A 25117-nucleotide genomic window follows, 5' to 3' on the forward strand; every position below is an offset into this window, starting at 1 on the left:
TATGCCGACGACTGCGGAGCTGGCTGCGCTGATTTCTGAGGCGTCCGCGATTCTGGACGTGGCGGCACAGCGTTTCGTGGCCGGGCACGGGGCCGATGGCGTCGTCTTCAAGGGTGGCAAGGACTTCGCCACCGAGGAAGACCTGGCCATCGAGCGGATGGTGGTGAAGGCGCTCACCGAGCGCACCGGAATCGGCGTGCACGGTGAGGAATTCGGTGGCCCGGCCGTCGATTCCGGGCTGGTCTGGGTAGTCGACCCGATCGACGGCACTGTGAACTACGCGGCAGGTTCGCCGATGGCAGCGATTCTGCTGGGGCTGCTCTCCGATGGAGAACCGGTGGCCGGCCTGACGTGGTTGCCGTTCATGGGCGACAAGTACACCGGCTTCACGGGTGGCCCCTTGGTGCGCAACGGCGTGCCGTTGCCGCCGTTGCCGCGAGTCGATCTCGCGGATGTGGCGGTGGGGCTGGGCACTTTCAATGTCGACTGGAAGGGCCGGGTGCCGGGGCGCTATCGGCTGGCGGTGCTGGAGAAGCTGAGCCGCATCACGTCACGACTACGTATGCACGGCAGCACCGGCATCGATTTGGCGTTCACCGCGGGCGGGATACTGGGCGGTGCGGTGAGTTTCGGCGCACACGTGTGGGACCACGCCGCCGGTATCGCACTGGTACAGGCCGCGGGCGGTCATGCGACGGACCTCCGAGGCAACCCTTGGACCCCCGAATCGCCGTCGGTGCTGGTGGCCGCGCCCGGCGTGCACGAGCAGATTCTGGAAGTGCTGGCTGAGGTCGGGGATCCGGAGGACTACCGATGAGTGTTGCTACCCGTGTCATCGCCTGCCTCGACGTCGACGATGGTCGAGTGGTCAAGGGTGTGAACTTCGAAAACCTGCGTGATGCAGGAGACCCAGTGGAGCTAGCCGCCGCCTATGACGCCGAGGGCGTCGACGAACTGACCTTCCTTGACGTCACGGCCTCGTCCTCAGGCCGGGCCACGATGCTGGATGTGGTGCGGCGCACCGCCGAGCAGGTGTTCATTCCGTTGACGGTGGGCGGCGGTGTGCGATCGGTGGAAGACGTCAACGTGCTGCTGCGCGCCGGTGCGGACAAGGTGGGCGTCAACACCGCGGCCATCGCGCACCCGGAACTGCTGGCCGAGCTGGCACAGCGGTTCGGATCGCAGTGCATCGTGCTGAGCGTGGACGCGCGCCGGGTCCGCGAGGGTGACACGCCGACTCCGTCGGGATGGGAAGTCACTACCCATGGGGGCCGCAAGGGCACCGGGATCGACGCCATCGAATGGACAACGCGCGGAGCTGAACTGGGAGTGGGGGAGATCCTGCTCAATTCCATGGACGCCGACGGTACCAAGGCGGGGTTCGATCTTCCGATGATCACGGCCGCGCGCGCCGCCGTCGACGTTCCCGTGATCGCCAGTGGCGGGGCCGGCGCTGCTGCGCATTTCGCGCCGGCGGTTAAGGCCGGCGCCGATGCGGTGCTCGCGGCCAGTGTCTTTCATTTCCGCGAGCTGACCATCGGCGAGGTGAAAGCGGCCATGGCCGCAGAAGGGATCACCGTGCGATGAGCGAGCTCGACCCGGCCATTGCCGACCGCCTGAAGCGTGACTCTGCCGGCCTGGTGACCGCGGTGGTGCAGGAACACGGCACCGGCACGGTGTTGATGGTCGCCTGGATGAACGACGAGGCCCTGGCGCAAACGCTTGAGACGCGACGCGGCACCTACTTCTCGCGGTCGCGTCAGCGGCTGTGGGTCAAGGGCGAGACATCGGGTCACACCCAATACGTGCACGCGGTGCGGCTGGACTGTGACGGTGACACGCTGGTGCTCGAAGTCGACCAGACCGGACCGGCGTGCCACACCGGCGCGCACAGCTGCTTCGATGCCGATGAACTCTTGAGTGACGAGCGTTAGGTTGCGCGTGCTACTTGCGGGCGCGGAGGAACTCTAGAGCCTTGTCCGCGTGCGCGTTCATATTGAGCTCGCTCGCGAACACGGCCAGGACGGTGCTGTCCTTATCAATGATGAACGTGGTCCGCTTGACCGGCGCCAGCTTGCCGAGCAGTCCGCGCTTGACGCCAAACGCTGTGGAGATCGCCCCGCCTTCGTCCGAGAGCAGCGGGTAGTCGAACTTGCGCTTGTCGGCGAAGTCGGCCTGCTTGTCGACCGAATCGACGCTGATGCCGACGCGCGAGGCGCCCACTTCCTTGAATTCGCTTGCCAAATCCCGGAAATGGCAGGCCTCGGCGGTGCAGCCGGGCGTGTTCGCGGCGGGATAGAAGAACAGCACAATGGGTCCGTCGGCCAGGAGCGCGGAAAGGCTGCGGGTTGTTCCGGTCTGGTCCGGAAGTTCGAAGTCGGCGACACGATCACCAGGTTTCATGAGTCGAACGCTACGCCAGCGCGTGGGAGAGTCGGTTTCCCAGGGCGCTGATCGCGTGCATCTCACCACGGATACCGGGTGCCCACGGCAGTCCCAACCGGTCTTTGGACTTGTCGATATACCGGGGGATCACGTGGAGATGAAAGTGGAACTCGGTCTGCCAGGCGTGCGCACCGCAGCAATTCAGGAGGTTCACTCCATCGGCCCCGAGTTCAGAAACGACGGCTTTGGCTATCCGCTGGGCGGTCAACGTGACGGCGCTCAGATCATCGGCCGGTATCTCGAGCAGATCCTTGCTGTGCTGCTTCGGAACCACCAGGAGATGTCCGTCTGAGCCGGGGTTGATGTCCATGAACGCATAGGTTTTGGCGTCCTCCGCGACTCGCACGCCGGGTACGGCACCGGAGACAATCCCACAGAACAAGCACTCATCAGCCACCGCTTTACGCTAGAGACGTTGACCGGTCGAACAAATGTTCGATAGCATGAAGGCCCGGGAGATGCGGGCGAACAGGCCCACATATCGGCTCGACGTGATGAGGTGCGACATGCCATCGAAGAACGTGACGGTGTTTCTGCCCGGCGGTGCGGTGTGGGATTTTCACTGGGAGTTACATGGGGAGTTGCGTTGGGAGCTGCACTGGCGCAACAGGTTTCCGCGGCACTCTCGCAATGGGGCACGGGCATCGTCCCGCGAGGAATCGAGTGCCCCGCTCGGCACGCCCGGGGCGCACATGCGGTCCCGGGCGTGCCGTCACATCAGCGGGCGGGTAGCGGGCGTGACCGGATCATCCGGGGCCACCAGAACAACGGCCCGAGTAGCCGGGCAATGGCGGGGGTGATGAATGACCGCACGATGAGCGTGTCCAGCAGCAGGCCAAGGCCGATGATGGAGCCAAGCTGACCCACCGACAGCAGATCGCTGGACAGCATGGCCATCATCGTGGTCGCGAACACGATGCCCGCGGTGGTGACGACCTTGCCGGAGTTGGCCACCGCCCTGATCAGGCCCGTATTGAGCCCCGCCTTGCTTTCTTCCAGATAGCGGGAAATGAGCAACAGGTTGTAGTCCGACCCCACGGCCACCAGGATGATGAAAGTGATGGGCAGGTTCAGCCAGCTCAGCGGTATGCCGAGGAAGTGCTGCCACACCAGTACCGAGAGGCCGAAGGCGCCCGAGTAGGAAAACGCCACGGTGCCGACGATGACCAGTGCCGCCACCACGCTGCGGGTGATCAGCAGCATCACCAGGAAGATCAGCGCGAACGCTGCGATCGCCGCAATCAGGAGGTCGGTCTTGGTGGCGTCCTGGATGTCCCAGTAAGTTGCCGCCGCACCGCCCAGATAGACCCGTGATCCGGCCAGCGTCGTACCTTTGAGAGCCTCCTTGGCGGCGGGCAGGTAGGCCTGCGCATGATCGATGCCTTCCTCGCTGAGTGCCTCACCGTCGTGGTAGATCATGTAGCGGGCGGATTTGCCGTCCGGTGAGACGAAGTATTTCAGGTCGATCTGGAAGTACGGGTTGTCGAAGGCCTCCGGTGGCAGGTAGAAGAACTCGTCGTTCTTGGAACTGTCGAATGCGTGTCCGAGGTCCATCATCTGGCGTCCCAGCTCGTTCAGCTGGGTGAGCATCGGCCGCATGGTGCTCTGCTCGGTGAGCACCACCTTTCTCATGTTGTCCAGCTCTGCGGCACTCTTGCCGATGACCTCAACCAGTTGCGGAGTGACCGCGTCCTGTATCAGCGCGGCCTTCAGGGTGTCGTCGACCGCATCGGTCATCGAATCGACCTGGTCGGTCATGTCGAACAGCGACCTGATCGCCCAGCACATCGGGATATCCGCGCAGTGCGGCTCCCAGTAGAAGTAGTTGCGCAGCGGCCGGAACTGGTCGTCGAAATTGGCAAGGGTGTCCCGCATGCTCACCGTGACGTCCTTCAACTCCTGTGCACCCTTGACGGTGATATGCGCCGCGCCCGCTTGCTGTCCGGTGAGCGCCTGTTGTTGGCGCATCAGGGCAGCCATCCGGTCGGTGATATCGGCCATTTCGGTGAACCGATCGGTGAGGTCCGTAAGGAACGGGAGTATCTCGTTGATCTTGGTTCCCATGGTCCCCATCGTGTACGTGAACGAGGAATGCTCCAGCGGTGTGCCCAGTGGCCTGGTGACGCTCTGAATCATGGCGACACCGGGCGTGTGGAACACCTCCCGCGCCACCTTGTCCAGCGCGATCATGTCCGTCGAATTACGCATGTCGTGGTCGGATTCGATCATGAGCATGTCGCTGTTGAGCTTGCTCACCGGAAAGTGCCTGTCCGCCGCGGCGTATCCCTGATTCGCCGGGACATCATCGGCGATGTATATCCGGTCGTTGTAGTTGGGGCGGTACGACGGCAGCGTGATCGATCCGATCAGCACCACAACACTGCTCACCACGAGAATCCGCCCCGGCCAACGCACAGTGACGGTGCCCACCTTGCGCCAAATGCCGGCACTCGCCTTGACTTTCGGCTCGAAAACCCCGAAGCGGCTGCCCAGCGCCAGCACCGCGGGCCCGAAGGTGAGGGATGCCGCGACCGCGACGAGCGTCGCCGCCGCGCATGGGATTCCCATGGTGTTGAAGTAGTTGAGACGTGTGAACTGAAGGCAGAATGTCGCCCCAGCGATCGCCAGGCCGGAGCCGAGAATGACGTGCGAGACGCCTTTCACCGCAGAGTAATAGGCTGTCTCCCGATCCTCGCCCGCGTGGCGTGCCTCTTGGTATCTGCCGATCAAGAAGATCGCATAGTCGGTCCCGGCGCCCAGGATCAACGACACCAGGATGTTCGAGGCGAAGACCGAGATTCCGATGAGCTTGTGATAAGCAAGGAACGCGACAACGCCACGCCCACAAGATAACTCAACCATCACCACCAACAGCGTCAGCAGGGCGGTGGCGACGGATCGGTAGACGATGAGCAGCATCACCGTGATGATGGCGATCGTCACGTACATCAGGCGGATCATGCTTTGGTTACCCACCTGAAGCATGTCCGTGGATAGCGGGGCCGAGCCGGAGACGTACACCTTGACCCCGTTGGGGGGCTGGACCTCGGAGACCAGCTCGCGGACTGCGCGGATGGATTCATCGGAGACCGTCGAACCCTGGTCGCCGGCGACCCGGACGAGGGTATAGGCGGCCTGCCCGTCGGAGCTCTGCACTCCTGCCGCGGTGGTCCCCTGACCCCACAGATTCATCACATACTGGACGTGTTTCTTGTCGTTCTCCAGCTTGCCGGCCAGCGTGTCGTAGAACGCGTGATCGGCGTCGTTGAGCTTGTGATCGCCCTCCAGGATGACCATAGCCAGGCTGTTGCTGTCGGACTCCTGGAACGATTCGCCAATGTGAATCAGGGCCTTGGACGACGGTGCGTCGAGCGGTACCAGGGGGCCCTGGTTCGCATCGGTGACCGGCTCGAGCTGCGGAACCACGGTGTTGATCACCACGGTGAATGCGGCCCAGGCGAGTACCACCAGTATGGAGAACTTGCGAATTGTCCTGGCGAAGAACGGCTTCTGCGTGGAATGTGTGCTCATGCGGACAGCACCTGGCACCAGACACCGGCGTGCTCACCAGTTGCGGTGTGTTCCGAGCGCACTAATCCGTCAACGGTGATGCGGCAGCCCACATTTCGGCCCGCCACCTGTGCGGTGATATCGCCGGTCGCGGTCGTCAACACCGTTGTCTCCGTGTGCGTCCACGGCAATGCGGTGGGCTGGACATCGACCGGTCTGTTGTTGGTGTCCCAGTAGCTCACCCGCGCCCAGCCGCCGTAGTCGCCAAACACCTCGTAGACGATGTTCTTGGGATTGAACTGGACGACGGCGAAATTGCCTCCGGGGCTGTGTGTACGGTCCTGCGACCCGAAAACCCCGTGTGCGAACTTGATGGCCAGCCCTGCGGTGAGAAGTATCGCCACGGATAGGAGCGGCAACCAGATCTTATTGAGTATGCGACGGCTCCTGGAGACATTCATAGCTAAACCTTTCAGTCCTTAAGGTAGGGCCTTCGGGCATGCGGACATGGCGGCACGTATTCGCAGCATTATTCGTTTCTTGCTGCAAGGATGTTCCGGTCATCGTTGACCTGCCGAGGTTCCACGTCGCTCGTTCCCGGATCTGTCGTCACAGCACAGGCAAAGTCCTGAACGGATGCGTGATGGATACTATATAAGTTAAGTAATTGATGTCTAGTCAGTGTGACCGAGACCGCGGCGGGCCGGTCGCCATGAATGTTGCCGAGCTTCCGGGCAGGGTGCACAGAGTTCGATAGCCTTAGGTCGGCAAGTGTTTTCCAGGTAGGCATCGCTCGGCCGAGAGGATCTAAGAAGGGACGCGATGGTGGTCAAGGAGAGTTCGGTCACTGTGCGCGATTGGTCGCAGAACAGGCCCGATCTCGACACTGCCTCCATGGAGGTCATCGGCTTGCTGAAGCGTGCTTCTGGTCTCCTCGCCCGCGCGATCGAACCTTTGTGCACATCCGCGTGCATCCCGGAGCCTGAACACGACATTCTGATTGTGCTGCGCTACCGAAAAGGGCCGGTCATCGCTCGTCACATCGCCGAAGAACTTGGCGTGTCACAAGCTTGGGTGAGCCGAACGCTACGCAAACTCGAGGAGCGTGGATATGTGACTCGGGAGGCCAGCGTCAATGACCGGCGAGCCGTCATCATCAGCATGACCGATAGCGGACGAGCAGTGGTTGACGAGCACTTCCCGGAGCGGTTGCTTGTCCAGTCCGCGGCGCTCGCCGGACTCGGCGACGATCGCGACGCCGTCGTGGGAGGACTGGAGCGTCTTGTCGAGTCCCTGCGGTCCTACGAGGGTTAGACGAATCCGGGGCCGGCCCGTCCGCGTCGGCAACGCGGCCCAATCGGCTGGCGGGAGTCTGGGAGAATGACGTCCATGCATAGCACCGTCAGTGGCGCCGCGACCACGACCAGGGAAGAGTTCAACGCCCTGGCGGCGGTGCATCGGGTGGTGCCTGTCACTCGAAAAGTACTGGCAGACAGCGAGACTCCACTCTCCGCTTACCGAAAACTGGGCGCCAACCGCCCGGGCACCTTCCTGCTCGAATCGGCGGAGAACGGGCGGTCATGGTCGCGGTGGTCGTTCATCGGTGCGGGATCGCCCTCGGCGCTGACCGTCCGGGATGGACAGGCCGCCTGGCTGGGGGCCACCCCCGAGGGGGCTCCCGTCGGGGGTGATCCTCTCGACGCGTTGCGGGCCACGATGGACCTGCTGGCAGGCGAGACGCTGTCGGACCTCCCGCCGTTGTCCGGAGGCATGGTCGGCTTCTTGGCCTACGACATCGTGCGCCGGCTGGAGCGACTTCCGCAGCAGACCACCGACGATCTCGGGTTGCCGGATCTGTTGCTCCTGCTTGCCACCGATATGGCGGCCGTTGACCACCACGAGGGCACCATCACGCTCATCGCCAACGCGGTCAACTGGGATGACACCCCCGAACGTGTGGCCGAGGCCTATGACGGCGCGGTCGCGCGGCTGGACGTCATGACGGCGGCCCTGGGTCAGCCGCTGCCTTCCACGGTCGCCCACTTCGACCGTCCGGCACCCGCGTATCGCAGCCAGCGGACCGTGGAGGAGTACAGCGCGATTGTCGACAAGCTGGTCGGCGATATCGAAGCAGGCGAGGCGTTCCAGGTGGTGCCGAGCATGCGCTTCGAAATGGAGACCGACGTCGACCCGCTGGAGGTGTACCGAATCCTTCGGGTCACCAACCCCAGCCCGTACATGTATCTGCTCCATGCGCCGGATTCCGATGGTGGGACTGCGTTTTCGGTCGTCGGATCGAGTCCGGAAGCGCTTGTCACCGTCAAAGACGGAACGGCCACCACTCATCCGATCGCCGGCACACGCTGGCGCGGCGCCACCGATGAGGAAGACACCCTGCTCGCCAAGGATCTGCTCGCGGACGAGAAGGAACTCTCTGAGCACCTGATGCTGGTCGATCTGGGCCGTAACGATCTTGGACGCGTCTGCACCCCGGGCACCGTGAAGGTCAGCGATTACAGCCACATCGAGCGCTACAGCCACGTCATGCACCTGGTGTCGACGGTGTCTGGATCGCTCGCGGACGGAAAGACCGCACTGGACGCCATCACCGCGTGTTTCCCGGCCGGAACGCTGTCCGGGGCACCAAAGGTGCGCGCCATGGAGCTCATCGAGGAGGTCGAGCTCACTCGCCGCGGACTCTACGGGGGCGTACTGGGATACCTGGACTTCGCCGGAAATGCCGATTTCGCCATCGCGATCCGAACCGCGCTGTTCAAAGACGGTCGCGCCTATGTGCAGGCAGGCGGGGGCGTGGTGGCCGACTCGACGGGCGAGTACGAATACAACGAGGCCCGGAACAAGGCCACCGCGGTGCTCAACGCGATCGCCGCCGCCGAAACCCTCACGGGCGCCGCGGATGTCTGACCCGGCTCAGCGGAATCCGGGCCGGAAGCGGCTCCTCAGGGGCGCCGGCCTGCTTCTGATCGCAGCAGCTGGGTTGTGGGGGGCTTCGAAGCTCACCTGGGTTCGCCTGCGGTCATTCGACGGTTTGGGTGAGCCCCGAACGATCCTGGTGTCGGGTGCTGACTGGTCGGCTGCCCTGTTTCCGCTGGCAGTCGCCTTGGTGGCGGCGGCCATCGCCACCCTTGCCATCCGCGGATGGGCGCTGCGAGTCTTGGCTGTCCTTGTGGCGGTCATCGGAGCGGGTGCGGCCTATCTCGGAGTCAGCCTCTGGGCGATTCGAGATGCAGGGCCCCGCGCCGCGGACGTCAAGAACATTCCGGTGTCCACCTTGATCGGCGCCGATCGGCTCTCCGGCGGAGCCACGATCACGGTGGTCGCCGCGGCAGTGGCGGTGTTGGCCGCCATGACGCTCCTGCGGGCCGCACAGGGGGCCGTGGACACCAAGTACCAGACCCCGGCGGCCCGGCGCACTGACGGCGCAGATCCGGGAGACAAGAAGCAGAGCGAGCGGGTGATGTGGGACAGCTTGGACGACGGGAACGATCCCACCCTCGGACAGGCCGAGGGTTCCTCAGGCCCTACCTGACCCGGTTTTCGTGTGTGGCCCCACAGCGGCTACCCTTCTGTGAAGTTCGAGTGCGCAGGCGCGGGGGCGCCGCAAGAAGGGAATCGTCGAGGTCATGAGTTCGGGAACCGTACTCGATTCGATCCTTGACGGCGTGCGCGCCGATGTCGCGGCTCGCGAAGCCGTTGTCGATCTCGCCACAGTGAAGGCGGCGGCCAAAGCTGCACCCAAGCCACTCGATGTGATGGCTGCTCTGCGCGTGGCGGGTATCGCCGTGATCGCCGAGGTAAAGCGGGCCAGCCCGTCGCGCGGTGCGCTCGCGGACATCAGTGATCCCGCCGAGCTTGCGAAGGCCTACGAGGACGGGGGAGCGCGGATCATCAGCGTGCTCACCGAGGGCCGGCGGTTTCATGGAAGCCTCGATGATCTCGACTCGGTGCGTGCCGCCGTATCAGTTCCCGTGCTGCGCAAGGACTTTGTTGTCGGCCCGTATCAGATCCACGAGGCGCGCGCACATGGCGCCGACCTGATCCTGCTGATCGTCGCGGCGCTCGAACAGACCGCACTTGTTTCCCTGCTCGACCGCACCGAGTCCCTCGGGATGACCGCGCTGGTCGAGGTGCACACCGAAGAAGAAGCCGATCGTGCGCTGTCCGCTGGCGCATCGGTCATCGGTGTCAACGCGCGCGACCTGAAAACTCTTGAGATCGACCGGGATTGCTTCTCCCGCATCGCGCCGGGACTGCCCAGCGGCGTGATCCGTATCGCCGAGTCGGGGATTCGCGGAACCGCCGATCTACTGGCTTACGCCGGTGCCGGCGCCGACGCCGTTCTGGTTGGTGAGGGATTGGTTACCAGTGGCGATCCTCGGGGAGCCGTCGCCGATTTGGTGACTGCGGGCACACATCCGTCCTGCCCCAAACCGGCCCGCTAGTCGATGTCTGACAGTCTTCGCGCAAGCGGCTCATCCACGTCTGACGGTCTTCGCGCAAGCGGCTCATCCACGTCTGACAGTCTTCGCGCAAGCGGCTCATCCACGTCTGACAGTCTTCGCGCAAGCGGCTCATCCAGCACGAAGAACTCCGGCCTGCCGCAGATGAGTGCTGCGATCGCCGAGCCCACCGCACATGATCCCGATGGTCGTGGACATTTCGGCCCATACGGCGGCCGATACGTGGCCGAGGCGCTCATGGCCGTCATTGAGGAAGTCACGGCCGCGTACGAGAAGGTCAGATCCGACCGCTCCTTCCTTGAGGAACTCGACCGCTTGCAGACGCATTACGTGGGCCGCCCGTCGCCGCTGTACGAGGCCGCCCGCCTCAGCACCCATGCGGGCGGTGCGCGAATCCTGCTCAAGCGAGAAGACCTGAACCACACCGGTTCCCACAAGATCAATAACGTTCTCGGTCAGGTTCTCCTGGCCAAGCAGATGGGCAAGACCCGCATCATCGCGGAAACGGGCGCGGGGCAGCACGGTGTCGCCACCGCTACCGCGTGTGCGCTTCTCGGCCTCGAATGCGTGATCTACATGGGTGCCGTGGACACCGCACGTCAGGCGCTCAACGTCGCACGCATGCGGCTGTTGGGATCGACGGTGGTGTCCGTGGAGTCGGGGTCGAAGACCCTCAAGGACGCCATCAACGACGCCATGCGTGACTGGGTGACCAATGCGCACAACACCTACTACTGCTTCGGTACCGCCGCAGGCCCCCATCCCTTCCCGGTGATGGTCCGGGATTTTCAGCGCATTATCGGCATGGAGGCGCGGGCGCAGGTACTGGATCAGGTGGGCAGATTGCCGGATGCGGTCGTGGCGTGCGTCGGCGGCGGCTCGAACGCGATCGGTATCTTCCATGCCTTCATCGACGATCCGGCAGTCCGGTTGGTCGGATACGAGGCCGCCGGTGATGGTGTCGAAACCGGAAGGCACGCCGCCACATTCACCGGCGGAACACCGGGCGCCTTCCAAGGCTCCTACTCTTATCTGCTGCAGGACGAAGACGGTCAAACCATCGAATCCCATTCGATCTCGGCGGGTTTGGATTACCCAGGGGTGGGACCCGAGCATGCCTGGCTGCGCGAAATCGGACGTGCCGACTATCGTCCGGTTACCGACAGCGAGGCCATGGACGCCTTCCTGTTGCTCTCACGCGCCGAAGGAATCATTCCGGCGATCGAATCGGCGCATGCGGTCGCGGGCGCACTCAAACTCGGAGCGGAGCTGGGAGACGGCGCGATCATCGTGGTGAACCTGTCGGGGCGCGGCGACAAGGACGTTGAGACCGCGGCCAAGTGGTTCGACCTCTTGGACGAGAACGGCGACGAGAACGGCGACGAGAACGGCACTGACCAGGATGGAACGAGGTCATGACGCAGCCCGGCCGCCTGACCGAAGTCTTCGACACGTGCCGCGCCGAGGGGCGTGCCGCGTTGATCGGGTACCTACCCAATGGATATCCCGACCTGGACACCTCGATCGAACTCATGACCACGCTGGTGCACGGTGGTTGCGACATCATCGAGGTGGGGATCGCCTACTCGGATCCGATGATGGACGGCCCGATGATCGCGGCTGCCGCGGAAACCGCGCTCACCAACGGAGTTCGGGTGACAGACGTCTTCACCACGGTCCGCGCAATTACCGATGCGGGCGGGCACGCCGTTGTCATGTCGTACTGGAATCCGGTGCTGCGGTATGGAGTTGACGCGTTCTCGCGTGACCTCGCGGCGGCGGGAGGCCTCGGGATCATCACGCCCGATCTGATCCCCGACGAGGCGCAGGATTGGATCGCGGCCTCGGACGCGCACGATCTCGATCGCATCTTCCTGGTCGCGCCATCATCTACGCCGGAGAGACTCGAGATGACGATCGGCGCATGCCGGGGATTCGTCTACGCGGCCTCCACCATGGGCGTCACGGGCGCTCGCGATGCGGTGTCGAACGCGGCACCCGCCCTGGTGAGCAGGGTTCGCGAAGTCTCCGATATTCCGGTGGGGGTCGGCCTCGGCGTGCGATCGGGCGCGCAAGCGGCAGAGATCGCCGCGTACGCCGACGGTGTCATCGTCGGCTCGGCCCTGGTGGCGGCCGCCCCACACGGTGCGACCGCTGTGCGTACCCTGACGGAAGAGTTGGCCACCGGAGTGCGGAAGGGCATCAGCTCGAGGACAACCTCGGGGACAACAAGGACAACACCGTGACAGTCGTGAATCTGGCATACATCCCCAGCCCGCCCCAGGGGGTCTGGCATCTGGGACCGATCCCGATCCGCGCCTACGCACTGTGCATCATCGCGGGCATCATCGTCGCGCTGGTCATCGGGGATCGCCGATGGGAGCAACGCGGCGGTGAACGCGGCGTCATCTACGACATCGCGTTGTGGGCAGTGCCTTTTGGGTTGGTCGGTGGACGTCTCTATCACGTTTTGACCGACTGGCAGACCTACTTCGGTCCGCACGGTAAGGGACTGGCCAAGGCGATCGCGGTATGGGAAGGCGGTCTCGGCATCTGGGGCGCCGTCGCCCTCGGAGCCGTCGGTGCCTGGATTGCCTGCCGCCGTCGGGGAATTTCCTTGCCCGCGTTCGGCGACGCGATCGCGCCCGGAATTGTGCTGGCCCAGGCTATTGGCAGGTTGGGTAACTACTTCAACCAGGAACTCACCGGTGGCCCCACCACGCTGCCGTGGGGGCTGGAGCTGTTCTACCGGCGTTCGGCCGACGGCACGGTTGACGTCCTCAACCTCAATGGGGTGTCCACCGGCGAGGTTGCCCAAGTCGTCCACCCGACCTTTCTGTACGAATTGTTGTGGAACGTCCTCGTTTTCGGGCTGCTGATCTTCGTGGACCGGCGCTTCAAGATCGGGCATGGGCGTCTGTTCGCGATGTACGTTGCGGCGTACTGCGTGGGACGCTTCTGGGTCGAGTTGATGCGCGTGGATCCGGCGACGCAGTTCGGCGGGATTCGCGTCAACTCCTTCACCTCGACGGTGGTGTTCCTCGCCGCGATCGCTTACATCCTGCTGGCCCCCAAGGGCCGTGAGGACCCGGCCACCCTGGGCGCCACCCCGGCGCTGACGGAGGAGTCTGAGGAGTCTGAGGAGCCCGAGGACACCGAGCACACCAAGGACACCAAGGACACCAAGGACACCAAGGACACCGAGGGCACTGATCATGCCCCGGAAGACTCGGAGGCCGTGGAAGAAGACGGCACAAAAGACCCGGTGGACGATGGCGCGGATGCACCGTCCGACGAGGCCGGCGAAAATTCTGGCATTGTGGAGAAATGACCGAGAGCACTCCGCCTCCTTTCGGAACACCTCCGCCGATGTCGCCTCCGCCTGGTATTCCATATCCACCCTCTTATGTGGATCCGGCCGCGCCGTATGGGCGCGACCCGGCCACTGGAGCGCCGTACTCGGATAAGTCGAAGCTGGTCGCAGGCCTGTTGCAACTGTTGGGCCTGGTCGGATTCTTGGGCTTTGGCCGGATCTATCTGGGGCAGACGCTGTTGGGCGTTGTTCAGCTGCTGATCGGCTTGGTGACGTTCGGAATCGTGGCAATCATCTGGGCAGTCGTCGATGCGGTGCTAATTTTCGGCGGCAAGGTGAGCGATAAGAACGGCCGCCAACTTCGGGATTGACGTGTGAGAGAATCGCGATGACCGGGACGGCCCGGTAATTCTTCGCCAGGGGACGGCCTCACCGAAATGCGGAGGTATCTCTGGTGGTTTGGCTGATCCTTATTCTCGCGGGTCTACTCGAGGTGGGCTGGGCTATCGGCCTGAAGTACACCGAAGGTTTCACCCGCCTGTGGCCGACCGTCGGCACTATCGGCTCGATGGTCATCAGCATCGCGATGCTCGGCATTGCGATGAAGAGCCTGCCGGTGGGCACCGCATATGCCATTTGGGTGGGAGTTGGTGCCGTCGGCACCGCGATCCTGGGCATCGTGTTGTTCGGCGATTCGGCCAACGTCTGGCGACTGCTCAGCCTGGGACTGATCGTCGCCGGCATCATCGGTCTGAAATTGGCGTCCTGACAACGTAAAACGGTCAAGGTAACCGCTGAGTGAATCGTGCTCGCACTGACTCGTGAGTAGGTACCACCACGACTATGCTCAAAAGTCGTGACGAGACGCGGAAAGATTGTTTGCACCCTCGGTCCTGCGACCGGTTCTGCTGAGCTTGTGCGCGAGCTCGTCGAATCCGGGATGGACGTCGCGCGACTCAATTTCAGCCACGGCGAGCACGCCGACCATGAGCAGAACTACCGCTGGGTGCGTAAGGCATCCGACGAGACCGGGCGAGCGGTTGGTGTCCTGGCGGACCTACAGGGTCCCAAGATCCGGCTGGGCCGGTTCGCCACCGGATCCACTCACTGGGCGACGGGCGAACAGGTCAGGATCACTGTCGAGGACATCGTGGGTACCCCGGATCGGGTCTCGACCACGTATAAGCAGTTGGCTGTCGATGCTGCCGTTGGCGACAGGCTTCTGGTCGATGACGGCAAGGTCGGGTTGACCGTCGAGGCCATCGAAGGCAACGACGTGGTCTGCCGGGTCACTGAGGGCGGCCCGGTGAGCAATAACAAGGGCCTGTCACTACCAGGGATGAATGTGTCGGTGCCCGCACTCTCCGAGAAGGACATCGCGGACCTCGAATTCGCACTGCGCCTCGGGGTGGATCTCATCGCGCTGTCATTTGTGCGGTCACCCGGCGATGTGGAACTGGTGCACGCCATCATGGACCGGGTCGGACGTCGCGTGCCGGTGATCGCCAAACTGGAGAAGCCGGAGGCCGTCGCCAACCTCGAGGCCATCGTGCTGGCATTCGACGCCATCATGGTCGCCCGTGGCGACCTCGGCGTCGAACTGCCGCTCGAAGATGTGCCGATTGTGCAGAAGCGCGCGATCCAGATCGCGCGCGAGAACGCCCGCCCGGTCATCGTGGCGACCCAGATGCTCGAGTCGATGATCGAGAACTCGCGGCCGACACGTGCCGAGGCCTCGGATGTCGCCAACGCAGTCCTCGATGGTGCGGATGCCGTGATGCTCTCGGGGGAGACCTCGGTCGGCAAGTACCCCATGGAGGCGGTGCGGACTATGGCCCGCATCGTGTCCAAGATCGAGAGCCATTCGGTGAGCGCGCCGCCGTTGACTCACGTGCCGCGTACGAAACGCGGCGTCATCTCGTACGCCGCGCGCGATATCGGCGAACGACTGAATGCCAAGGCACTCGTCGCGTTCACCCAATCCGGTGACACCGTGCGGCGGCTCGCTCGGCTGCACACCCCGCTGCCGGTGCTGGCATTCACGCCGCTGCCCGAAGTGCGTAGCCAGCTGGCGCTCACCTGGGGAACCGAAACCTTCATTGTCCCGGTGATGGATACCACCGATGGCATGATCCAACAGGTCGACACGGCATTGCTGGCGATGGAGCGCTATCAGCGGGGAGATCTGGTGGTGATCGTCGCGGGCGCTCCGCCGGGGACAGTAGGCTCGACCAATCTGATCCACGTACACCGGATCGGCGAGGACGACCACTAGGGAACACTAGGGAAGAGGATCAGCATCAGCAACGCACCTGATTTCGCACAGCTACTCGCGCTGCTGGAGCTGAAGAACCCCGAGACCGACCTGTTCGTCGGCGGTCACCCCACAGTAAATCCGCCCCGCACCTTCGGCGGGCAGCTGATGGCGCAGTCCGTCGTGGCCTCCGGACGTACCGTCTCGGAGAAGCTTTCACTGGCGGCCGTCTCGACCCATTTCATCAACGGTGGCGACCCGGCGCAGGATATCGAATTCCGGGTGCTGCGATTGCGGGACGAGCGCAGTTTCGCCAATCGCCGCGTCGACGCGGTCCAGGGCGACCTCCTGCTGTCCTCTGCGCTGGTGTCGTACTTGAAGGACTCTCCGGGGCTGGAGCATGCGGTCAAGCCGCCCGTGGTGGCCGATCCCGAAACTCTCCCGAGCATCGACGAGCACCTGGTCGGCTACGAGCAGACCGTGCCGATGTTCGTGGCTGCGCTCAAACCCATCGAATGGCGCTACGATAACGACCCGGCATGGGTACTCAAGGCCAAATCTGAACGGCTGGAACACAATCGGGTGTGGATGAAGACTCACTCGCCGCTACCCGATGACCCGGTACTGCACAGTGCGGCACTGGTCTACTCGTCGGACACCACGGTGCTGGATTCGATCATCACCACCCACGGGCTGTCCTGGGGTTACGACCGGATTTTCGCCGCCACCATCAACCACAGTGTGTGGTTTCACCGTCCGCTGCGGTTCGATGACTGGGTGCTCTACGCCACCGAGTCGCCGGTTGCCTCGGCAGGCCGCGGAATGGGGGCGGGACGCTATTTCGATCGCGAAGGAGCGTTGCTGGCCAGTACCATCCAGGAAGGCATTGTCAAATACTTCCCGGGGCGGTCATGATTCGAATCCTTTCTCTGCTGGTGCTGATTCTCACTGTTGTCACCATCATTTCCATCATCAAGGACCCGGCGAAGCCGAACGGCGAGAAGCTGCCGTGGGCCATCATCGTGCTCGTGTTCCCGATCTTCGGCCCGATCCTCTGGTTTGCCATCGGGAAGAGCGATCCCTCCGACCGCTGGTAGCCACGGGAGTATCCTGAAGGTCCGTGCAGGGCGACTGTGGGAGGTGGCGGAATGCTGGAACCGTCAGCCGTTACCACTCATGTGCGCATCGCCGAACGCATTGCAGTTCACAGTGATTCGCGGCGGGCGCGCTTCGTAAGCGCTGTTGCGGTTCTGTTTGCCGCGGGATGGCTGGTGTTATTGGTTGCCCATTCCGGGTACCCGAAGCAACCCGATTTCGACGAAATCTTATGGCCGCTCACCGTTCTGTTCTGCGTCGGGTTCATCGCCCGAGGCATTTTCCTGGGACGACCGGTCACCTACGGTCACGCGGCGTGGGCGGGGACAGCCGTGCTGATGGCGTTGGGAGCCGGTGTCCTGCAGTTCGAGCGCACCGGCGATGCGCTGATGGCCGCCGCCGGCCTCATCCTGATGTGGCCGACATCGGCGCCGGCGCAGCCCGAGGCCTTGGCCGAGATTGGCGCGCTGGTGGCCAGAACCAGTGACGACCCGTTGGCCGCCTTTGCCATGCACTCCCTCAAGTCCTACTACTTCAATACGGATCGCACCGCGGCAATCGCGTATCGGACACGCGCCGGATTCGCCGTGGTCGGGGGAGACCCGATCGGAGACGAATCCAGGTTTCCGTCCCTGGTGCGCGACTTTGCGGCCATGTGTCGCTCTCATGGCTGGCGCATCGCAGTCCTGGGGTGCAGTGAACGCCGCCTGCCGCTGTGGACTGACGCGGGCGCCGTGGGGCATCCGTTACACGCCATGGCAGTGGGTCGCGATGTCGTCGTCGACGTGCAAACCTTTGACATGGCGGGTCGCAAGTATCGGAATCTGCGCCAAGGCATGCAGCGCACGCACAACTCGGGGGTCACCACCGAGATAGTCGACGAGCGCTCTGTCGATGGCGCACTGCGCAACGAACTTCAACACGTGATGGAACTTTCGCATGGAGGTCGTTTCGAGCGTGGCTTCTCGATGATTCTCGACGGCGCGTTACTCGGCCGTTATCCCGGCATCAGGCTGATCATTGCCCGCGACAGTCATGGCGTGGTGCAAGGATTTCACCGCTATGCGACCACTGGGGGCGGCACCGATGTGTCGCTCGACGTGCCGTGGCGGCGCCCCGGTGCGCCCAACGGCATTGACGAGCGACTGACGATCGACATGATCGCGATCGCGAAGACTGAAGGCGCCCGCCGCCTGTCACTGGCGTTCGCGGCATTCCCGGAAATCTTCGCTGAGAAGGACCGCACCCGGGTGCAGGAGCTCTGCTACTCGGCGATTCATCTGCTCGACCCGCTCATCGCGCTGGAGTCCCTGTACCGATACCTGCGCAAGTTCCACGCGTTGGGTGACCGGCGCTACGTGCTCGTGCAGATGTCCACACTGCCGCTGGTCGCATTCGCGTTGCTGAGCCTGGAATTCAACCCACGGTTGCGCCCGAAAACACCTGCTGGGGAGCCTGCGTAACAGGAGATTAACGTCGGGAAAACGCGCACGACTTGGGCGATCGACAGGCTGTCCGCGTGACCGACACTCTCGATACGACTGCCTCCGCACCCGTTTCGTCTGCTCCGTCCACCCACGATGCCGCGGAAAGTGCGGCCCTGCGGGAGACATTGGAGGACTACACCCTTCGATTCGCGCCGCGGCGTTTCCGCCGGTGGAGCCCTGCGGTGGTGGGGGTGACCGCTCTGGGTGGCATCGCTTACCTGGCGGACTTCGCGATCGGTGCCAATATCGGAATGTCCTACGGCACCGGAAATGCGTTGTGGGGCATCGGGGTTTTTGCGGTCATCATCATCCTGACTGGAATCCCGGTGTCCTACTACGCCGCCCGCTACAATATCGATCTCGATTTAATCACGCGCGGAAGCGGATTCGGCTACTACGGCAGCATTGTCACGAACATCATCTATGCGACGTTCACATTCATATTTTTCGCGCTCGAGGGCTCGATCATGGCTCAGGGCCTCAAACTGGGGCTCGGCGTACCGCTACCCATCGGATATGCGGTGTCCACGATCATCATCATTCCGCTGGTCATCTACGGGATGAAGGCGCTCTCGGTGCTCCAGGTGTGGACTACCCCGTTGTGGTTGGTCATGATGGTCATCCCGTTCGTGTATCTCGTGGTGCGCCATCCGGATTCGATCGGCACCTTCTTCGCCTACGGAGGCAAGGAGGCGCAGGGGGTCAACCTGGGGTCGATCATGCTCGCCGCCGGCGTGTGTCTGTCCCTGATAGCGCAGATCGCCGAACAGATCGACTATCTGCGGTTCATGCCGCCCAAGACGCCCGAAAACAGCCGCCGCTGGTGGACGGCAATGTTGTTGGCGGGACCCGGCTGGGTGCTGTTCGGGGCCATCAAGCAGGTGATCGGGCTCTTCCTGGCGGTATATCTCATCGCCAACGTCGCGGGCGGTGCCGCGGTAGCCAACCAGCCGGTGCATCAGTTCCTGGAGATCTACCAGAACATGATGCCGCACTGGCTGGCCATCACGTTGGCCGTGATTCTGGTGGTCATCAGCCAGATCAAGATCAATGTCACCAACGCCTACTCGGGTTCGTTGGCCTGGACCAATTCGTTCACCCGCATCACCAAGCACTATCCGGGCCGATTGGTGTTCGTGCTGTTCAACCTGCTGATCGCGCTGGTGCTGATGGAAGCCAACATGTTCGACTTCCTCAACACCATTCTGGGGTTCTACGCCAATTGCGGTATGGCTTGGGTGGTGACGGTGGCGACCGATATCGCGATCAACAAATACGTTCTGAAGCTGTCGCCCAAGGAACCTGAGTTCCGGCGCGGCATGCTCTACGACGTCAATCCGGTCGGATTCGTCTCCATGCTGCTCTCGGCCGGCATCTCGATTCTGGTCTTCTTCGGAGTATTCGGAGAGGCCATTCGTCCCTACTCGCCGATCGTGGCCGTCGTGATCGCCTTTGTGCTGCCGCCCATCCTTGCGGTCGCGACGCGCGGCAAGTACTACCTGCGTCGCACCAATGACGGTATCGACCTGCCGATGTACGACGAGTACGGGAACCCTTCGGATGCGTTGCTTCATTGCGCGGTCAGCGGAATCGAGTTCGAGCGTCCCGACATGGTCGCTTCCGCCAAGCCCGGACCAGACGGTGCGAAGCAGTACATCTCATCGCTCAGCCTGGCCACTGATCGTGCCGGCGAGCATCTGCTGCCAGCCGATCCGCCTGTTACGTAGGGATCAGGTGGCGGGCGTACCGGCCTTCTGATTCATTCGTTTCTCGAAGTCGTTCTGGCATTGGGTGGTCTTGGTTTGATCACCCTTCGCAGCAGAGATGCATCCGATGAAGTCGCTCAAACCGGCCGACTTCATGAAAACCAAGGTGAAGACCACAAGGAGCGTGGACAGCAGTATGGCCAGGCTACCGAGCGCGATGCCGGAGATCGCCACGCCACGGTTGTTTGCCTCCGCGCGCTTGACCCTGCGCACGCCCACGATACCGAGGCCCACCGCGACGAGCCCGCCGAGAAATCCGCCGAAGACGGTGCACGACAAGAGAATGGCGATGATTCCGACGACCAGTGCCCCCACCCCGAAGCCGTTCTGGGGAGCCGGTGGGGGAACCGGCATTCCAGGCGCCCCGTAAGGGTACGGATAGGCGGGGTACCCGCCCGGCGGCTGGTACGGCGGGGGCGGAGGCGGCGTTTCCGTCATACCTGCACTGTATCGCCGAGTTGGATGCGCAGGCAGGTTACTGAATCGGGCAGATGGTGGGTCGCCACCAGGACCGTCCGCCCCGCAAGCAGTGAGCTCTTGGCGTCCAACAACTCCCGCAGAAACGTCTCGGCGGAATGTCCGTCCAGATGTTCAGTGGGTTCGTCCAACAGCAGCACAGGCACGTCGGATAACAGTGCCCGGGCGAGCAGCAGCCGTCGGCGTTGCCCGCCCGACACCGAGGCCGCACCTGCGGTCAACACCGTATCCAGACCCTGCGGCAACGACTCGATCCAGGGCCCGAGACCCACGTCGGACAGCGCGTCCATCAGTTCGCCATCGGCGGCATTACCCCGCGCGATAAGAAGGTTGTCGCGCACCGTGGTCGCGAAAAGGTGCGCGTCCTCGGCGAAAAACTTGATGAACGAGGGCAGCTCCGCAGGCGTGATGCCCCCGTATGCCTCGCCGCCCAGCCGGATGGCACCAGAGGCCGGCGGTGCGAGGCCGGCGAGTGTTGTCAGCAGTGATGTCTTGCCGATACCGCTGGCACCGGTGACCGCCATCCGAGCGCCCGCCGGCAGCCGGAACGACAGTGGGCCCGACGTCGAACGACCGCTGCGCCAACACAGTTGGACGCATTCGAGCGATAAGCCGGCCGTGCCGCTGTTCGGCATCACATCGATCGGCGCGGATGCGCAGCCCTCTCCGGCCGCCAGCTCTTGCAGGTGACGCGCCGATGCCCGCGAACGGGCGATCCCGATGGCCGCCGCGGGCAGCGCGGTGGAGGCCTCGAACGCGGCGAGCGGCAACAGCACGAGGATGGCAAGAGTCGTGGGTGCGATGTGGCCGGCTAGCTCGATCGCTGCTGCCAAGGCCCCGACCACGGCAGCTCCGACGGCAAGAACGGGCGCCGCCGCCGACCATGCGGCAGGAGCGGCGGCGGCGTCCTGTGCCGCGGCCCAGTCTGTGCGGCGTTGGCGCGCCACGTCGAGCCGACGGGGGAGAAGGCCTGTGACTCGCAGTTCGGGGGCATGATCGAGGATCTCGACCGTCATCTCGGCCTGCAGGGCGCGTGCCCGGGCACCGCGTGTCTCCCGTGCACGGGCTGCGCGGGACGCCAACGCCGGTGCCAGCACATCGGCGACCAGTAGGGCACACGCCAAGATGGCTGCGGCAGGTATCGATATCAGCGCAACGGTCACGGTGGCCGTGACGCCGAGCACCCCGGCCACCGCGGCCGGGATGACGCTGCGTACGACGGTCTCTGCAAGCTCGTCGATGTCTGCGCCGATGCGATCGAGCACCGCACCCTTGCGCAGCGAGCCGGCCGAACCGCCGATCAGGCGTGCGTACACATGCGTACGGACGGTGGCCGCGCCCCGTAACGCGATATCGTGACCGGCCAGCCGTTCGCAGTAGCGCCAGATACCACGGGAAATACCCAGTGCGCGCACCGCAACGACAGCCACGGACAGATCGAGAACCGGTGGCATCTGCCAAGCCCGGGTGATCAACCACGCCGACAAACCGGCAAGCGCCAGTGCACTCCCCATGGCCAGCACACCATATGTCACGGCGACGGCCAGCCGCGCCGGCCGCACCCGCAGTGCGATCAGCCAGTGCCGTAACGGATCAGAGATGCGCGGCATGTCTTGCCTGCACGGTGAATACGTCGTCGGCGGCGGCCAGAACAGGCGCGCGATGACCCACCAGCACCACCGTGGCGCCGCGGCGGGCGCGGGTGACCAGTGCGGCCAGCACGGAGGCCTCGGTATCGGCGTCCAGGTGCGCCGTGGGTTCGTCAAGCAACAGGATCATCCGATTGGTGCCGAGCGTGCGGGCCAGGCACAGTCGCTGACGCTCACCCAGTGATAGCCCTGCACCGCCCGCACCGAGGCGGGTATCCAATCCGTCTCGCAGTGTCACCAGGGTGCTATCGAACTGGCTGTCGGCAAGCGCGGATTCGAGATCGTTCAGCGGCCCGAATATTTCTAAGTTCTCGCGGATTGTGCCGGGTAGGAGCACGGGGCGTTGGGGCAGCCATCCGATCATCGACCACCACGTGTCGCGCTGGATCTGATCAAGCGATATCCCGTCCACGAGAACCTCGCCCTGCGCGGGTGTGGTGAGGCCGGTAATCGCATGCAGCACTGTCGACTTTCCGGCGCCATTGTGGCCGGTGAGTACCGTAACGGCGCCGGGCCGGATTGTCGCGGTCAATTCCCATGGTGCATAACCGTTTCGGTCTGTCACGCTGACGGCGTGCAGCTCGATCAGCGGCCGTAGGTGCGGTGTCTCTGTTCCGTCATCGGAAGCGGAGGGGCCGATGGTGTCGAGAAGTTCGAAGGTCTTGTCCGCGGCGGCCTTACCATCGGCGGCGCTGTGGAATTGGATTCCGACGCGCCGCATCGGCCAGTACACCTCGGGCGCCAAAATCAGGACTGTCAGCGCGGTGGTGAGATCGAGGTGTCCGAAGACCAAGCGCATGCCGATACTCACCGCGATGAGCGCGACGCTGAGGGTCGCGATCATTTCGAGCACCATCGCCGACAAGAACGCCACCCGGAGCGTGGCCATTACGGAATGACGCTGAGAAGCACCGAGTTCGGTGATGCGGCGCAGTGGCGTCGCGGTGCGTCCGAGCGCACGAAGGGTCGGGATGCCGGCTATCAAATCCAGAATCTGACCAGTGACGGCAGTCGAGGCGTTCAGTGCGGCCTCTGCACGATCCCGGGTGAGCATGCCGATGAGGATCATGAAGATCGGTATCAGCGGCAGGGTGATCGCGACGATGATGGCCGATCGGATATCGGATAGTGCGATCACCACCGCCGCGGTGGGCGTCACGATCGCGGCACTGAGCACTGCGGGCAGGTAACCGGCGAAGTAGGGGCGCAGATCGTCCAGTCCCCGGGTCAATACCGTCGTGGCCGCGTCCCGACACCGTTCCAGCTCACGCGGCTGTGCCCCGGCAATGGTGGTCAACAGCTGGTCATCCAGGTCAGCGATGACGCCGGCCGCACCTCGCTCGCTGAACCGGGTCTGCACACCCTGGGCCGCGGCCCGGAGAATCCAGAGCACGGCCAGGATGGTGAGGGGCTGTGCCATATGGGCCATGTCACGCGACGCGGGATCGGCGATCAGCCGGGCAAGGGCGCGTGCCAGAACCACCGCGATCGCGAGCGTGCAGGCCGTCATCGCCAGCTCGCACAGCACCGTCAGGATCAGGTAGCGGCGGGCGGGGGCGCTGCGGCGCCACAGTCGTGGATCGACCGGAGCACTGCGCGATGTCGTCATCGCACGGGTAACCCGACCGGATCTGGAATCTGGTCCGCCGAGATGCGCTGCCGGAACACCCAATATGTCCAGCCTTGGTAGATCAGCACAACGGGAGCTGTGACCGCCGCCGCCCAGCTCATCACCCGGAGTGTGTACGGGCTTGACGACGCGGATGTCACTGTCAGGTTGTAAGCCGGATCAAGGCTGGAGACAATGAGATTGGGGTACAGGGAGCCGAACAACAGGACGACGACCGCGACCACCGTCAGACATGTGCAGGCGAAGGCCCAGCCGTCGCGAGAGACTCGTGACGCGGCCGCTGCCGCCACCAGCGACAACGCTGCTATCGCGAGCGCGATCCACGTCCAGCTCTTGCCGTAGGCGAGCTGCGTCCATAATCCGTATCCACCCGCAGCGGCAATTACGGGAATCGCCAGTGTGCGCGCTATGGAGACGGCGTCGTCGCGGACCGCGCCCGCGGTCTTGAGCGAGATGAACAGTGCCCCGTGAAAGGCAAAGAGCCCCACGAAAACAACGCCACCCAGGAGGACATACGGCCTGAGCACGTCGCCGAGCGTGAGGCTGAGCTGCTTGGCGCCGTCCACCGAAAGCCCGGCAAGTAGTGACGAGAACGCCACACCCCACAGCAGGGCGGGTATCCAGGATCCGATGGCTATCCCGAGGTCGCAGCGAGCACGCCATCCGGGGTCGTCGATCTTCCCTCGCCATTCGATGGCGACGATCCTGACGATCATGGCCACGAGAATGAGCAGCAGCGGAAGGTATAGGCCGGAGAACACTGTCGCATACCAGTCCGGAAAGGCTGCGAACATCGCGCCGCCCGCGGTGATGAGCCAGACCTCGTTGCCATCCCATACCGGCCCGATGGTGTTCAGGACGGCACGTCGCCGGCGATCGTCACCGCGGCCCAGCGGATGCATGAGCATTCCGACGCCGAAGTCAAAACCTTCGAGTACGAGGAAGCCGAGAAATAGCGCCGCCACGACGATGAACCAGAACTGTTGCAATGTTGTCGGATTCATGTTCGG

Annotated in this window: 25 protein-coding genes; 17 read left to right on the top strand and 8 right to left on the bottom strand. The window is 63.8% G+C overall.

The features are described from left to right. Window position 1: 1 nt before the first annotated feature. The 3 genes from AC5Y5C_RS09055 to hisI are packed head-to-tail and all read left to right on the top strand — an operon-like array spanning window position 2 to window position 1934. Window positions 2-817, top strand: a complete 816-nt coding sequence (locus tag AC5Y5C_RS09055; RefSeq protein ID WP_499971094.1) for an inositol monophosphatase family protein — start codon at window positions 2-4, stop codon at window positions 815-817. Beyond that, a complete protein-coding gene (gene hisF / locus AC5Y5C_RS09060) occupies window positions 814-1587 on the top strand; it encodes an imidazole glycerol phosphate synthase subunit HisF (protein WP_499971095.1) in 774 nt (257 codons plus the stop codon). The genes AC5Y5C_RS09055 and hisF overlap by 4 nt, the downstream gene beginning before the upstream one ends. Further along, on the top strand, window positions 1584-1934 hold the full coding sequence (gene hisI / locus AC5Y5C_RS09065; protein WP_499971097.1) for a phosphoribosyl-AMP cyclohydrolase: 351 nt from the start codon (window positions 1584-1586) through the stop codon (window positions 1932-1934). The genes hisF and hisI overlap by 4 nt, the downstream gene beginning before the upstream one ends. 10 nt (window positions 1935-1944) lie before the next feature. Here hisI and AC5Y5C_RS09070 read toward each other — a convergent pair whose 3' ends face one another. From AC5Y5C_RS09070 to AC5Y5C_RS09085, 4 genes are all read right to left on the bottom strand, one after another. After that, a complete protein-coding gene (locus AC5Y5C_RS09070) occupies window positions 1945-2403 on the bottom strand; it encodes a peroxiredoxin (RefSeq protein WP_499971099.1) in 459 nt (152 codons plus the stop codon). A gap of 10 nt (window positions 2404-2413) precedes the next feature. After that, window positions 2414-2842, bottom strand: coding sequence for an HIT family protein (locus AC5Y5C_RS09075; RefSeq protein ID WP_499971101.1), 429 nt, complete (start codon window positions 2840-2842; stop codon window positions 2414-2416). Between the two features lie 320 nt (window positions 2843-3162). Further along, entirely contained in the window at window positions 3163-5976 is a 2814-nt protein-coding gene (locus tag AC5Y5C_RS09080; RefSeq protein WP_499971103.1) for an MMPL/RND family transporter, read from the bottom strand. Beyond that, window positions 5973-6416 carry an MmpS family transport accessory protein gene (locus AC5Y5C_RS09085; RefSeq protein WP_499971105.1) on the bottom strand — a complete coding sequence of 148 codons (444 nt, stop codon included), beginning with the start codon at window positions 6414-6416 and terminating at the stop codon, window positions 5973-5975. Before AC5Y5C_RS09085 ends, AC5Y5C_RS09080 begins: the two co-directional genes overlap by 4 nt. A 361-nt stretch (window positions 6417-6777) precedes the next feature. Here AC5Y5C_RS09085 and AC5Y5C_RS09090 point away from each other — a divergent pair, with 361 nt between their 5' ends. From AC5Y5C_RS09090 to AC5Y5C_RS09155, 14 genes are all read left to right on the top strand, one after another. Beyond that, on the top strand, window positions 6778-7269 hold the full coding sequence (locus AC5Y5C_RS09090; protein WP_499971107.1) for a MarR family winged helix-turn-helix transcriptional regulator: 492 nt from the start codon (window positions 6778-6780) through the stop codon (window positions 7267-7269). A gap of 75 nt (window positions 7270-7344) precedes the next feature. Further along, a complete protein-coding gene (locus tag AC5Y5C_RS09095) occupies window positions 7345-8880 on the top strand; it encodes an anthranilate synthase component I (RefSeq protein WP_499971828.1) in 1536 nt (511 codons plus the stop codon). After that, entirely contained in the window at window positions 8873-9505 is a 633-nt protein-coding gene (locus AC5Y5C_RS09100; protein ID WP_499971109.1) for a TIGR02234 family membrane protein, read from the top strand. Before AC5Y5C_RS09095 ends, AC5Y5C_RS09100 begins: the two co-directional genes overlap by 8 nt. A gap of 94 nt (window positions 9506-9599) precedes the next feature. After that, the gene (gene trpC / locus AC5Y5C_RS09105) at window positions 9600-10418 is read left to right on the top strand and encodes an indole-3-glycerol phosphate synthase TrpC (RefSeq protein WP_499971111.1); all 819 of its coding nucleotides are present in this window, start codon (window positions 9600-9602) and stop codon (window positions 10416-10418) included. 162 nt (window positions 10419-10580) lie between these two features. Next, window positions 10581-11855, top strand: coding sequence for a tryptophan synthase subunit beta (trpB, locus tag AC5Y5C_RS09110; protein WP_499971112.1), 1275 nt, complete (start codon window positions 10581-10583; stop codon window positions 11853-11855). Then, entirely contained in the window at window positions 11852-12682 is an 831-nt protein-coding gene (trpA, locus tag AC5Y5C_RS09115) for a tryptophan synthase subunit alpha (RefSeq protein WP_499971114.1), read from the top strand. Before trpB ends, trpA begins: the two co-directional genes overlap by 4 nt. Then, entirely contained in the window at window positions 12679-13767 is a 1089-nt protein-coding gene (gene lgt / locus AC5Y5C_RS09120; RefSeq protein WP_499971115.1) for a prolipoprotein diacylglyceryl transferase, read from the top strand. Before trpA ends, lgt begins: the two co-directional genes overlap by 4 nt. Further along, window positions 13764-14120, top strand: coding sequence for an NINE protein (locus AC5Y5C_RS09125; RefSeq protein WP_499971116.1), 357 nt, complete (start codon window positions 13764-13766; stop codon window positions 14118-14120). The genes lgt and AC5Y5C_RS09125 overlap by 4 nt, the downstream gene beginning before the upstream one ends. Before the next feature lie 83 nt (window positions 14121-14203). Beyond that, window positions 14204-14518 carry a quaternary ammonium compound efflux SMR transporter SugE gene (gene sugE, locus AC5Y5C_RS09130; RefSeq protein WP_499971118.1) on the top strand — a complete coding sequence of 105 codons (315 nt, stop codon included), beginning with the start codon at window positions 14204-14206 and terminating at the stop codon, window positions 14516-14518. A gap of 87 nt (window positions 14519-14605) precedes the next feature. Beyond that, complete coding sequence (pyk, locus tag AC5Y5C_RS09135; protein WP_499971120.1) at window positions 14606-16024, top strand: pyruvate kinase; 1419 nt, start codon at window positions 14606-14608, stop codon at window positions 16022-16024. A 24-nt stretch (window positions 16025-16048) separates the two neighbouring features. Further along, complete coding sequence (locus AC5Y5C_RS09140) at window positions 16049-16918, top strand: acyl-CoA thioesterase II (RefSeq protein WP_499971830.1); 870 nt, start codon at window positions 16049-16051, stop codon at window positions 16916-16918. Further along, entirely contained in the window at window positions 16915-17100 is a 186-nt protein-coding gene (locus AC5Y5C_RS09145; protein ID WP_499971122.1) for a PLD nuclease N-terminal domain-containing protein, read from the top strand. The genes AC5Y5C_RS09140 and AC5Y5C_RS09145 overlap by 4 nt, the downstream gene beginning before the upstream one ends. 51 nt (window positions 17101-17151) lie before the next feature. Further along, window positions 17152-18561, top strand: coding sequence for a bifunctional lysylphosphatidylglycerol flippase/synthetase MprF (locus AC5Y5C_RS09150; protein WP_499971123.1), 1410 nt, complete (start codon window positions 17152-17154; stop codon window positions 18559-18561). Between the two features lie 56 nt (window positions 18562-18617). Then, on the top strand, window positions 18618-20312 hold the full coding sequence (locus AC5Y5C_RS09155) for a purine-cytosine permease family protein (RefSeq protein ID WP_499971125.1): 1695 nt from the start codon (window positions 18618-18620) through the stop codon (window positions 20310-20312). Between the two features lie 3 nt (window positions 20313-20315). On the opposite strand, the gene AC5Y5C_RS09160 is transcribed toward AC5Y5C_RS09155, so the two are convergent. The 4 genes from AC5Y5C_RS09160 to cydB are packed head-to-tail and all read right to left on the bottom strand — an operon-like array spanning window position 20316 to window position 25111. Then, a complete protein-coding gene (locus tag AC5Y5C_RS09160; protein ID WP_499971126.1) occupies window positions 20316-20789 on the bottom strand; it encodes a DUF4190 domain-containing protein in 474 nt (157 codons plus the stop codon). Further along, complete coding sequence (gene cydC / locus AC5Y5C_RS09165) at window positions 20786-22438, bottom strand: thiol reductant ABC exporter subunit CydC (protein ID WP_499971127.1); 1653 nt, start codon at window positions 22436-22438, stop codon at window positions 20786-20788. The genes AC5Y5C_RS09160 and cydC overlap by 4 nt, the downstream gene beginning before the upstream one ends. Then, window positions 22422-24086 (bottom strand): thiol reductant ABC exporter subunit CydD, encoded by a 1665-nt coding sequence (gene cydD / locus AC5Y5C_RS09170; protein ID WP_499971129.1) that lies wholly within the window; start codon window positions 24084-24086, stop codon window positions 22422-22424. Before cydD ends, cydC begins: the two co-directional genes overlap by 17 nt. After that, complete coding sequence (gene cydB, locus AC5Y5C_RS09175; protein ID WP_499971130.1) at window positions 24083-25111, bottom strand: cytochrome d ubiquinol oxidase subunit II; 1029 nt, start codon at window positions 25109-25111, stop codon at window positions 24083-24085. Before cydB ends, cydD begins: the two co-directional genes overlap by 4 nt. Window positions 25112-25117: the final 6 nt, after the last annotated feature.

This window comes from Mycobacterium sp. NGS15, from assembly GCF_059813245.1.